Origin of the sequence: Pseudomonas simiae (genome assembly GCF_900111895.1) — a bacterium.
In the GTDB taxonomy this organism is placed as follows: Bacteria; Pseudomonadota; Gammaproteobacteria; order Pseudomonadales; family Pseudomonadaceae; genus Aquipseudomonas; species Aquipseudomonas simiae.
Genome location: NZ_FOKB01000003.1, coordinates 43490 through 55957 on the forward strand (window position 1 = coordinate 43490; position 12468 = coordinate 55957).

Here is a 12468-nt window from a genome sequence, read left to right on the forward strand (position 1 = left end):
GCTAATGGAGGCTTTTTCATGAAAATCTACAAAGTCGGCGGTGCGGTGCGGGATCGCCTCTTGGGTATCCCGGTCACCGATATCGACCGCGTTGTCGTGGGCGCGTCTGCCGAAGAGATGCTCGCCAAGGGCTACAAGCCGGTGGGTGCTGACTTCCCAGTGTTCCTCGACCCCAGGAACGGCGACGAGTACGCCCTGGCCCGTACGGAACGCAAAAGCGGTCGGGGTTATGGCGGCTTTGTGTTTCACGCCAGCCCCGAGGTGACGCTGGAAGAAGACCTGATCCGCCGTGACCTGACGATCAACGCCATGGCGGAAGACGATGACGGCAACTTGACCGACCCTTACCACGGCCAGCGTGATCTTGAAGGTCGCATTCTACGCCATGTTTCTCCGGCGTTCGCCGAAGATCCTCTGCGAGTGCTGCGCGTTGCGCGCTTTGCTGCACGTTATGCGCACCTGGGTTTTACCGTTGCGCCAGAAACACTTGAACTGATGCGCCAACTCAGCGAATCCGGCGAACTGGAGGCCCTGACACCTGAGCGCAGCTGGAAAGAAATCTCCCGCGCGCTGATGGAAGACCAACCCCAAGTGTTTATTCAGTTACTGCGCGAATGCGATGCGCTGAAAACCTTGATGCCTGAGGTCGATGCACTCTTCGGCGTGCCGCAACCCGCAGCCCATCACCCGGAAATCGACACCGGCGTGCACACCTTGAGCGTGTTGGAGCAGGCCGCTCTGCACCAGCAGCCGCTGACTGTGCGCTGGGCCTGCCTGCTTCATGACCTGGGCAAGGGCACGACGCCTGTGGATAAGTTGCCGCAGCACATCGCCCATGAACACCGGGGCTTGAAACTGATCAAGGCCGTCAATGAACGCTTCAAAGTACCCAGGGATTGCCAGGAGCTGGCGTTGCTGGTGGGCGAATATCACACCCACGGTCATCGTGCGCTGGAGCTGAAAGCCTCGACATTGCTGGAGTTACTGCACAATTTCGACGTTTACCGTCGACCGCAGCGCTTTGAAGAGTTCGTGGTTGCCTGCGAGATGGATGCACGGGGCCGCAAGGGCCTGGAGCAGAGAAGTTACCCACAGGCGGCCTACTTGCGCGGCGCAGCGAAGGCCGCGCGCGAAGTCGCCGTTGCGCCACTGCTGGAGAAAGGCTTCAAAGGCCCGGAGCTGGGCGAGGCACTTAAGCGCGAACGGCTCAAGGCATTAAAAATCTACAAGGAACATCACGTCCTCTAGGCGTCCGGCTTGTCGAGCCGTCGCCTACAGGAGATGGTTCGGCGTGAGTTGCTGGCCCTGCCACTCGAACGCGACAGGCGCCAGAAGCTGGTCAATCTGCGCGTCGCGCCACAGCTCGGCCAGGGTCTTGCCCACTTCAGGGTGGACCCGCGCCGGCGCCATCAACGACAGTGGCCACAGCACAAACGCGTTCTTCAGGATTTCCGCTCGCGGCAGAACCAATCCATCGAAATTGCCCACCAGGTCGCCATACAGCAGCACGTCGATGTCCAACGGCAGCCCCTTGCGATCCGGCGCGTAGCGGCCATTGTCGGCCTCGATGAGCTTCAATCGGCGATCCAGCTCCATCAACGGCAGATCGGTGTAAGCCGACACCACCAGGTTGAAGAACGGCCCGCTCTTGATACCCACCGGCTGGCTTTCAAACACCGCCGAGCAACGCACATCCGTCAGGAAACTCGCCAACGCGTCCAGACCGGCGCGTAGATGCCGCTCGCGCTCGATATTGCTGCCTAGGCCTAGGTAAACCTGAGTTAGCGGCATCCGCGCTCGATCTCCACACCCACACCCTTGGCAGCCGGAACGGCGCCTGGCTTGGTCAATTTGAGGTGCAACCAGGGAATCTGGAATTCACTCATCAGCACTTCGGCCAGGCGTTCGGCAAAGGTTTCCACCAACTGGTACTGGGATTTTTCGGCAAAGGCCTGGATACGCGCGGACACACTGGCGTAATCCAGCGCCAATGTCAGGTCGTCACCGGCCGCAGCCGGGCGGTTATCCCAGGCAAAGCTCAGGTCCAAGCGCAGGCACTGACGGATTCCGCGCTCCCAGTCGTAGGCCCCGATAACGGTGTCGACTTCCAGGCCTTCGATAAACACTCTGTCCAAGCACTTTTCTCCGCAGCACGACAAGGGCGCGATGCCCCGTTAGAATCAGGGCGTCCTCGCCCGGAATAGTTAGCATGTTTTGGTCACTGGCGATTTTCGCCTACCTGCTCGGCTCACTGTCCTTCGCCATTTTGCTCAGCCGCCTGACGGGAAATCCCGACCCGCGAATGAGTGGCTCAGGCAATGCCGGCGCCACCAATATGTTGCGCCTGGCCGGCAAGAAACTCGCCGTACTGACGCTGCTGGGCGACCTGTGCAAGGGTTTATTGCCCGTGCTGATCGCCAGCCTCGCCGGCCTGACCCTGCAACAGCAGGCCTGGATCGGCGTATGTGCCGTTCTCGGCCATCTGTTTCCCCTGTACTTCCGCTTTCGCGGCGGCAAAGGCGTCGCCACGGCAGCCGGAATGTTGCTGGGGATCTACCCGCCGGCGGCTTTGCTGGCCGTGCTCGCCTGGCTGCTGACGTTCTACCTGACTCGCACCAGCTCACTCGCCGCGCTGATCGCCACCCCACTCACCCTGCCGCTACTGGCCTGGCAAGAACCGGCGGCACTGCTGCCGATGAGCGTGCTGACACTGCTGATCGTCTGGCGCCACCGGGGCAATTTACGCGACCTGTTTGCCGGGCGCGAACGGCATTTTTAAATACCGTCGATGAGCCCGGCCCACCTGCGTCGTTACAGCGGCGACAACTGCTCCATCGGCCAGCGCGCCTGCACGCTGATAGCCAGGCTTTCGTGCTGCCCCGCCTGCAAGCGCTGGCAACCGGCATAGGCGATCATCGCGCCGTTGTCGGTGCAGAACTCGGGGCGCGCGTAGAACACGTCGCCCTTCATGTCGCCGAGCATTTTTTCCAGCGAACTGCGCAAGGCCTTGTTGGCGCTGACGCCGCCTGCGATCACCAGGCGCTTCATGCCCGCCTGTTTCAGAGCGCGCTTGCACTTGATGGTCAAAGTCTCCACCACGGCCTGCTGGAACGCCAGAGCGATGTCGCAACGGGCTTGCTCACTGTCGTCTCCGGCGCTGACGCTTTGCTGCCAGGTGTTCAGCGCAGAGGTTTTCAAGCCGCTGAAGCTGAACATCAGGCCCGGGCGATCGCACATCGGCCGCGGGAAGGTGTAGCGACCGGCAACGCCTTTTTCGGCGAGACGGGCGATTTCCGGGCCGCCGGGATAATTGAGGCCCATCATCTTCGCGGTCTTGTCGAAGGCTTCACCGGCAGCGTCGTCCAGGGATTCACCCAAAAGGGTGTATTGGCCGATTCCGTCCACCTGAACCAACTGCGTATGGCCGCCGGAAACCAACAATGCGACGAACGGGAACTCTGGCGGTGTTTTTTCCAGCATCGGCGCCAATAAATGGCCTTCCATATGGTGCACGCCGAGGGCTGGAATGCCCCAGGCAAACGCCAGCGCCTGGGCGCAAGAGGCCCCAACCAGCAGGGCTCCAACCAATCCGGGGCCAGCGGTGTAGGCGATGGCGTCGATCTCGGTCGGCACGCAGCCTGCCTCATCCAACACCTGACGGATCAGGGGTAGCATGCGTTTGACGTGATCACGGCTGGCCAGCTCCGGCACCACGCCACCGTAGGCGCGGTGCAGGTCGATCTGACTGAACAGCGCATCGGCCAAGAGCCCGCGTTCACTGTCGTAAAGTGCGACACCGGTTTCGTCGCAGGAGGTTTCAAGTCCCAGTACTAGCATGGGTTTGCGCCTTGTAGAGGCTGAATTCGAAGGCGCGCATAATAGTCGCCACTCCCCCTCCCGACTAGCGGTTTTCGATCAGAGGCTTTGCATTCCGGGCAATGAGGGGTTAACATCCGCAACCCTTAAAAACCGACGACCTCAGCCGCGAATTTTTTGCGACGAGAACGTTGATCCCGGTAATGAAAGAAGGTAGCTCTGGATGCCAGCCGTCAAAGTTAAAGAGAACGAACCCTTCGACGTAGCTCTGCGTCGTTTCAAGCGCTCCTGCGAAAAAGCCGGTGTACTGGCTGAAGTTCGTAGCCGCGAATTTTACGAGAAGCCAACTTCTGAGCGTAAGCGTAAAGCAGCAGCCGCTGTTAAGCGTCACGCCAAGAAAGTTCAGCGCGAACAGCGCCGCGCCGTTCGTCTGTACTAATACACAGACGTTCGTAGCAAGCTTCTGCCAAGCCCGGCCCTCAGCCGGGCTAATGGCATTTGCGGATATCGCTTGATGCTTCACTGTTGACGTCGCACACGCGACCGATACAACTGCTTCACACGTCAGGACTGGCTCTTTTGCCAGCGGTGCACGTCTCTTCTGACGAGCCTATCAAGGCTACTGACGAGCACACTTATTTTTCAAGCAGACGATCAACTGTATCGACTGTGCCCGACAATGAGCTTCCGAGGCCGCCATTGGCCAAGACCGGATGCCGGGGCAACATTTCCATGCCAAAAACCTGATTGAAACTAACGTCAGTGAATGAACGGCAGATACACTTCCTGAATGCCCAAGCAGACACCTGATGATCGAGCCGCGCAATGCGTGCGCTTGAACAATCAATGGGCCCTCATTGACACGCAGTGATGACGAGAACGCCATGGCCGGGCTGATTCCCCAGAGCTTTATTGACGACCTTCTGAACCGCACCGACATCGTCGATGTTGTCAGCTCGCGCGTGCAACTGAAAAAAGCTGGCAAGAACTACACCGCCTGCTGCCCGTTCCATAAAGAGAAGACCCCGTCGTTCAGTGTCAGCCCCGACAAGCAGTTCTATTACTGCTTCGGCTGCGGCGCAGGCGGCAACGCCTTGGGTTTTCTCATGGACCACGACAACCTGGACTTCCCCCAGGCTATCGAGGACCTGGCCAAAGCCGCTGGCATGGAAGTCCCACGCGAGGAAAGCGGCCGTCCGCACAAGCCGCGCCAACCCACCGATTCGCCGCTGTACCCGCTGCTGACGGCCGCTGCCGACTTTTACCGTCAGGCGCTTAAAAGCCATCCGCAGCGCAAGGCCGCCGTCGACTACCTGAAAGGTCGCGGCCTCACGGGTGAGATCGCCCGCGACTTCGGCCTGGGGTTCGCGCCGCCCGGCTGGGACAACCTGTACAAGCACTTGAGCAGCGACACTCTCCAACAAAAGGCCATGATCGACGCCGGCCTGCTGGTGGAGAACGCCGAGACCGGCAAACGCTATGACCGCTTCCGCGATCGCGTCATGTTCCCGATCCGCGACAGCCGGGGTCGGATCATCGCCTTTGGTGGCCGCGTGCTGGGGGACGACAAGCCCAAGTACCTGAACTCCCCGGAAACCCCGGTTTTTCATAAGGGCCAGGAACTCTATGGCCTGTTCGAAGCGCGCAAGCACAACCGCAACCTCGATGAGATTATCGTGGTTGAAGGTTATATGGACGTCATCGCGCTCGCCCAACAAGGCTTGCGCAACGCGGTCGCCACCCTGGGCACCGCCACCAGCGAAGAACACATGAAACGCCTGTTTCGCGTGGTGCCCAGCGTGTTGTTCTGCTTCGACGGCGACCAGGCCGGCCGCAATGCAGCCTGGCGCGCACTCGAAGCCACGCTGTCGAGCCTGCAGGACGGGCGTCGCGCACGCTTCCTGTTCCTGCCCGAAGGCGAAGACCCGGACACCCTGGTGCGCTCCGAAGGCACCGACGCGTTCCGCGCGCGCATCAACCAGCATGCACAGCCGCTGGCGGACTACTTCTTCCAGCAACTGACCGAAGAAGCCGACCCACGCTCCCTCGAAGGCAAGGCCCACATGGCCACCCTTGCGGCGCCGCTGATCGACAAAGTCCCCGGCGCCAACCTGAAGTCATTGATGCGCATGCGCCTGCAGGAAATCACCGGGTTAAGCGGCGAAGCCGTCAGCCAGCTGGTGCACAACACGCCGCATGATGCGCCGCCACCGGCCTATGACCCAGGCATGGATTACGACGCCATGCCGGACTATTCCGACTTCCATCAACCTCAGGAGGCCTACGCCCCCCAGCAGGAGTGGACACCGAAAAAGTCCGGCAACGACGGCAAGAAATGGGAAAAGAAACCCTGGAGCAAGAACGGCAAGCGCGGTGATCGCGATGAGGCGTATGCCCCGCGGACGCCTGTCGCCGTAGAAGCGCCAACGCTCATTGCCCTGCGCACGCTCATCCACCATCCGCAACTGGCGGAAAAGGTCGAGAGCGCCGATCACTTTGCCAACGCGAGCAACACTTACGCCCAGGTACTGATCGCCTTGATCGAGGCGGTACAGAAAAATCCTAAGCTAAACTCAATTCAGTTGATGGCGCGCTGGCACGGCACCGAACAGGGCCGACTGTTGAAAGCCCTTGCGGAAAAGGAGTGGCTAATTGACGGCGATAACCTTGAACAACAGTTTTTAGACACCATTACTAGGTTATCCGCGGGCCAGCATACGCAGACCCTCGATGAACTGATCAAGAAAGCAAGGCAGCCGGGATTATCGGCTGAAGAGCAAATTCAGATAGCAAAACAGATGCGCGACCTCTTAAAACAGAATGTTTCCGCATCAAACCCGACCTCAGCTGGCGTGTGAGGTCATAGCTCGGGTATAATCCTCGGCTTGTTTTTTGCCCGCCAAGACCTTCAGTGGATAGGGTGTTATGTCCGGAAAAGCGCAACAGCAGTCTCGTATCAAAGAGTTGATCGTTCTCGGTCGTGAGCAGGGTTACCTGACTTACGCGGAGGTCAACGACCACCTGCCTGAGGATATTTCAGATCCAGAGCAGGTGGAAGACATCATCCGCATGATTAACGACATGGGGATCAACGTATTCGAAGCTGCGCCAGATAAGGATTCCCTTATGCTGGCGGACGCCGATACCGACGAGGCTGCCGCTGAAGAAGCTGCTGCCGCGCTGGCCGCTGTGGAGACCGATATCGGTCGTACCACCGACCCTGTGCGCATGTATATGCGTGAAATGGGTACCGTCGAGCTGCTGACACGCGAAGGCGAAATCGAAATCGCCAAGCGTATCGAAGAGGGTATCCGTGAAGTGATGGGCGCAATTGCGCACTTCCCTGGCACGGTTGACCACATTCTCTCCGAGTACACCCGCGTCACCACCGAAGGTGGCCGCCTGTCTGACGTCCTGAGTGGCTACATCGATCCGGACGACGGCATCGCGCCGCCTGCCGCCGAAGTGCCGCCGCCTGTTGATGCCAAGGCTGCGAAAGCGGACGACGACACCGAAGACGACGACGCTGAAGCCAGCGGCGACGATGAAGATGAAGTTGAAAGCGGTCCAGACCCGATCATCGCTGCCCAGCGTTTCGGTGCGGTTTCCGATCAAATGGAAATCACCCGCAAGGCCCTGAAAAAGCACGGTCGTGCCAACAAGCAGGCGATTGCCGAGCTGGTGGCCCTGGCTGAGCTGTTCATGCCGATCAAGCTGGTGCCGAAGCAATTCGAAGGCCTGGTTGAGCGTGTCCGCAGCGCCCTGGAGCGTCTGCGTGCCCAAGAACGCGCAATCATGCAGCTGTGTGTGCGTGATGCCCGTATGCCGCGTGCCGACTTCCTGCGCCAGTTCCCGGGCAACGAAGTAGATGAAAGCTGGACCGACGCACTGGCCAAGGGCAAGGCGAAATACGCCGAAGCCATTGGTCGCCTGCAACCGGACATCATCCGTTGCCAGCAGAAGCTGACCGCGCTTGAGACCGAAACCGGTCTGACGATTGCCGAGATCAAGGACATCAACCGTCGCATGTCGATCGGTGAGGCCAAGGCCCGCCGCGCGAAGAAAGAGATGGTTGAAGCGAACTTGCGTCTGGTGATCTCCATCGCCAAGAAGTACACCAACCGTGGCCTGCAATTCCTCGACCTGATCCAGGAAGGCAACATCGGCTTGATGAAGGCTGTGGACAAGTTCGAATACCGTCGCGGCTACAAGTTCTCGACTTATGCCACCTGGTGGATCCGTCAGGCGATCACTCGCTCGATCGCCGACCAGGCCCGCACCATCCGTATTCCGGTGCACATGATCGAGACGATCAACAAGCTCAACCGTATTTCCCGGCAGATGTTGCAGGAAATGGGTCGCGAACCGACCCCGGAAGAGCTGGGCGAACGCATGGAAATGCCTGAGGATAAAATCCGCAAGGTGTTGAAGATCGCTAAAGAGCCGATCTCCATGGAAACCCCGATTGGTGATGACGAAGACTCCCATCTGGGTGACTTCATCGAAGACTCGACCATGCAGTCGCCAATCGATGTCGCCACCGTTGAGAGCTTGAAAGAAGCGACTCGCGACGTACTGTCCGGCCTCACTGCCCGTGAAGCCAAGGTACTGCGCATGCGTTTCGGCATCGACATGAATACCGACCACACCCTTGAGGAAGTCGGTAAGCAGTTTGACGTGACGCGTGAGCGGATCCGTCAGATCGAAGCCAAGGCGTTGCGCAAGTTGCGCCACCCGACGCGAAGCGAGCATCTGCGCTCCTTCCTCGACGAGTGATACCAGAACCCCCGGCCCAGGCCGGGGGTTTTGCTTTCTACAGATAAAATCCCAAGCAACACCCCTCCCTCGCAATGCCCGTCTACACTCGAAATATTCCCCGTGCCATAACGAGACCGTTATGCCCAGACTGCCGGCCGTGTTACTGCTGTCGCTGCTGACCTGGACCGCAACGGCTGGCGCGTTGACTCTTAGCGATGATGAGCGTGGCTGGCTGGCGGACCATCAGGAGTTGCGCTTGGGGGTGGATGCGTCGTGGCCACCCTTTGAATACCGTGACGACGAGGGCCGCTACCAAGGTTTGGCGGCCGACTACGTGCGCCTGATCCAGGACCGCCTGGGCGTGCGCGTCAAGCTGATCGAGCCGGAGAACTGGAGCGCCGTGCTGGAGCAGGCCCGCAACAACCAGCTCGACCTGCTGCCCGGCATCATGTCCACACCCGAGCGCCAGGGCTACATGGCATTCACCCGCCCGTACCTGGACTTCCCCATCGTCATCCTGGCCCATGAAGGCGGCGCCAAACCGCGCACCCTGAAGGACCTCTACGGCTTGAAGATTGCCGTGGTAGAAAACTACGCCCCTCATGAACTGCTGCGCACCCATCATCCCGACCTCAACCTAGTGGCACTGCCGAACGTCAGCTCGACGCTGCAGGCCCTGGCCACCGATGAAGTGGATGCGGTGGTTGGCGACCTCGCCTCAAGCGTCTGGAGCCTTCGCCAACTCAAGCTCGACGGCTTGTACGTCAGCGGCGAAACCCCCTACCGTTACCAATTGGCGATGGGCGTACCGCGCGACAACAAAATGCTCGTGGGCATCCTCGACAAGGTGCTGGCTGACCTCAGCCCGGAAGAAACCGACGCGATCCAGCAACATTGGGTCGGCAGCGTTACCGACCATCGCACGTTCTGGAAGGACCTGCTGATCTATGGCCTGCCCGCCGTGCTGTTATTGAGCACCGTATTGGCCGTGGTGATCCGGATCAATCGCCGGCTCAGTTCGGAAATTGCCCGCCGCGTCGCCCTCGAACAGGAACTGCGCAGCAGCGAATACCACTATCGCGGCCTGGTGGAGAGCCTGTCCGCCATCGCCTGGGAAGCCAGTGTCACCGACTTCACCTACAGCTACGTGTCACCGCATGCCGAGGAATTACTCGGTTATCCCCGCGCGCACTGGCTGATTCCGGGCTTCTGGCGCAACATCATTCACCCCGCCGACCTGACGCGCGCCGAAGCCTATTGCTACCGTGAAACCCGCGCTAACCGCGATCACAGCATCGATTACCGCGTGATCACCGCCGACGGCCGTTGCCTGTGGGTGCGTGACATCGTCAGCCTGATAGAACACGGGCATGAGCCGGTACTGCGCGGCCTGATGATCGATATCAGCGAGGCCAAGCGCACCGAGGAAGCCTTGCAGCTGTCCGAGCAGAAATTCGCCTCGGTGTTCCAGCAATGCCCGGACATGTTGGTGATTGCTCGTCTCTCCGATGGCTGCCTGCTGGAGGTCAACAAGGCATTCGAAGACCAAATAGGCCTGAAGGCCGAACACGTGGTGGGTAAAACCGCCACCGAACTGAATATCTGGGGCATTCAGGGCGTGGGGCCGGACCTGCTGCAACGGGTGCAGACCACCAGCATTCGCAACCTGGAAATGCCCTTTCTGCGCAGCAATGGCCAAGCCTTCACCGGGTTGATCTCCGCCGAACCGTTTCAACTCGACACCATTGAAGCCATTGTGGTGGTGGTGCGCGACATCACCCAGCTCAAGGAAACCCAGCAACAACTGCAGACCTCCGAAGAGAAATTCGCCAAGGCCTTTCACGCCTCCCCTGACGGTTTGCTGCTGAGCCGACAGCGCGATGGTCTGCTGATTGAAGTGAACGACGGTTTCAGCCGAATCACTGGTTTCACCAGCGCCACGTCCCTCGACCAATCGACCTTGGACCTGGGCATCTGGGTCGACCTCAACGAACGCAAACACATGCTGGAGCTGATGCAGCGCGATGGCTTTGTGCGCGACTTCATCTGCCATATACGCCGCAGCGATGGCCAGATCCGCCTGTGCGAGTTATCCAGCCGCCCACTGCCTATCGGCGACGACGATTGCATGCTGACCATCGCGCGAGACATCACCGAACGCCAACTGATGCAGGAAAAACTGCAACAAGCTGCCACCGTGTTCGAGAGCACGGCCGAAGGAGTATTGATCACCGACACCCGGCAGAACATCAGTGCCGTCAACCGTGCCTTCAGTGAAATCACCGGCTACAGCGAGGCCGAAGCCCTCGGCAACACCCCCCGCTTACTCGCTTCCGGGCTGCATGACAGCGCATTTTATGCGGCGATGTGGCACCAATTGACCGCCCAAGGGCACTGGCAGGGCGAGATCTCCAACCGTCGCAAGAACGGTGAGCTTTACCCCAGTTGGCTGACCATCAGCGCCGTGCGCAACCGCGAGCAGTTGATCACACACTTCGTCGCGGTGTTTGCCGACATCTCCAGCCTCAAACTTGCCCAGGCGCGCCTCGACTACCAGGCGCATCACGACCCCTTGACCGGCCTGCCCAACCGCACACTCTTCGAAAGCCGGCTGCAAGCGGCCCTCAACGGCCATCAGGAAACCGGTCAACAAGGCGCCGTACTGTTTCTCGACCTGGACCGCTTCAAACACATCAACGACAGCCTCGGCCACCCGATCGGCGACCTGCTGCTCAAAGACATCGCCGTGCGCCTCAAGGAGCAGTTGCGAGACATCGACACCGTCGCCCGCCTGGGCGGCGACGAGTTCATCATCCTGCTCCCCGGCTTGCAGCACGCCAGCGACGCCCAGTACCTGGCCAACAAACTGCTGGCCTGCTTCACACCACCGTTCCAGGCGGGTGAGCATGAGTTCTTTATCAGCGCGAGCATCGGCACCAGCCTATACCCGGAGGACGGCACCGACGTCGCCACGCTGGTCAAGAACGCCGACGCCGCGATGTACCGCTCCAAGGCCAAGGGGCGCAACCGGGTTGAAAGCTATACTCGCGACCTCACCGCCCAGGCCAACGAACGCGTGGCACTCGAACACGAACTGCGCCGCGCCATCGAGCGCGATGAGCTGAGCCTCTACTACCAGCCCAAACTGAGCCTCGCGACCCATGAACTGATCGGTGCCGAAGCGCTGATCCGCTGGCATCACCCCACGTTTGGCGACGTACCGCCCGAACACTTTATTGCCCTCGCCGAAGAGAATGGCATGATCCTGCAGATTGGCGACTGGGTGCTGGAACAGGCCTGCCGGCAAATGCACGCCTGGCAAGGCCACTTCGACGATTTCGGCCCACTGTCGGTCAACCTGGCCGGCGCACAATTGCGCCACCCTGGCTTATTGGGCCGTATCAAACAGCTGCTGCATGACTACCAGCTCGATCCCGGCCGCCTGCAACTGGAAATCACCGAAAACTTCATCATGAGCCAGGCCGAAGAAGCGCTGGATGTCCTGCACCAGCTCAAAGACCTCGGCGTACAGCTCGCCATTGACGACTTTGGCACCGGCTATTCATCCCTCAGCTACCTCAAACGCCTGCCGCTGGACTTCCTCAAGATCGACCAATCCTTCGTCCGCGGCCTGCCCGACGACCCCCACGACGCCGCCATCGTGCGCGCCATCATCGCCTTGGGCCACAGCATGCAATTCACCATCATCGCCGAAGGCGTGGAGAACCCCGCACAGCAAGCCTTCCTGGCTGCCGAAGGCTGCGAACAAATGCAAGGCTACATCGTCAGCCTGCCGCTACCGCCGGCGCTTTTTGCCGCGACGTTTCTTCGTATGAGGATTGAGGACTTTTCGGATGGCACAGCGGAGAAACCATCGTTATAATCCGCGACCTG

9 protein-coding genes are annotated in these 12468 nt (G+C 60.1%); 6 read left to right on the plus strand and 3 right to left on the minus strand.

The features are described from left to right. Positions 1-18 precede the first annotated feature (18 nt). Positions 19-1248 carry a multifunctional CCA addition/repair protein gene (locus tag BMZ57_RS10210; protein ID WP_069672898.1) on the plus strand — a complete coding sequence of 410 codons (1230 nt, stop codon included), beginning with the start codon at positions 19-21 and terminating at the stop codon, positions 1246-1248. Positions 1249-1272: 24 nt separating this feature from the next. On the opposite strand, the gene folK is transcribed toward BMZ57_RS10210, so the two are convergent. Both folK and folB read right to left on the minus strand, forming a co-directional pair. Then, a complete protein-coding gene (gene folK, locus BMZ57_RS10215; protein ID WP_010206986.1) occupies positions 1273-1791 on the minus strand; it encodes a 2-amino-4-hydroxy-6-hydroxymethyldihydropteridine diphosphokinase in 519 nt (172 codons plus the stop codon). Further along, a complete protein-coding gene (folB, locus tag BMZ57_RS10220; protein WP_010206987.1) occupies positions 1782-2135 on the minus strand; it encodes a dihydroneopterin aldolase in 354 nt (117 codons plus the stop codon). Before folB ends, folK begins: the two co-directional genes overlap by 10 nt. Before the next feature lie 74 nt (positions 2136-2209). On the opposite strand from folB, the gene plsY reads away from it, so the two are divergent. Then, on the plus strand, positions 2210-2779 hold the full coding sequence (gene plsY, locus BMZ57_RS10225; protein ID WP_010206988.1) for a glycerol-3-phosphate 1-O-acyltransferase PlsY: 570 nt from the start codon (positions 2210-2212) through the stop codon (positions 2777-2779). A 32-nt stretch (positions 2780-2811) separates the two neighbouring features. On the opposite strand, the gene tsaD is transcribed toward plsY, so the two are convergent. Next, the gene (tsaD, locus tag BMZ57_RS10230; protein ID WP_010206989.1) at positions 2812-3837 is read right to left on the minus strand and encodes a tRNA (adenosine(37)-N6)-threonylcarbamoyltransferase complex transferase subunit TsaD; all 1026 of its coding nucleotides are present in this window, start codon (positions 3835-3837) and stop codon (positions 2812-2814) included. Positions 3838-4039: 202 nt separating this feature from the next. Here tsaD and rpsU point away from each other — a divergent pair, with 202 nt between their 5' ends. From rpsU to BMZ57_RS10250, 4 genes are all read left to right on the plus strand, one after another. Then, positions 4040-4255, plus strand: a complete 216-nt coding sequence (rpsU, locus tag BMZ57_RS10235) for a 30S ribosomal protein S21 (protein WP_002551877.1) — start codon at positions 4040-4042, stop codon at positions 4253-4255. A gap of 445 nt (positions 4256-4700) precedes the next feature. Then, on the plus strand, positions 4701-6674 hold the full coding sequence (gene dnaG, locus BMZ57_RS10240) for a DNA primase (protein ID WP_010206991.1): 1974 nt from the start codon (positions 4701-4703) through the stop codon (positions 6672-6674). A 67-nt stretch (positions 6675-6741) separates the two neighbouring features. After that, entirely contained in the window at positions 6742-8592 is a 1851-nt protein-coding gene (rpoD, locus tag BMZ57_RS10245) for an RNA polymerase sigma factor RpoD (protein ID WP_010206992.1), read from the plus strand. A 121-nt stretch (positions 8593-8713) separates the two neighbouring features. Next, positions 8714-12457 (plus strand): EAL domain-containing protein, encoded by a 3744-nt coding sequence (locus tag BMZ57_RS10250; RefSeq protein WP_021491366.1) that lies wholly within the window; start codon positions 8714-8716, stop codon positions 12455-12457. Positions 12458-12468 lie beyond the last annotated feature (11 nt).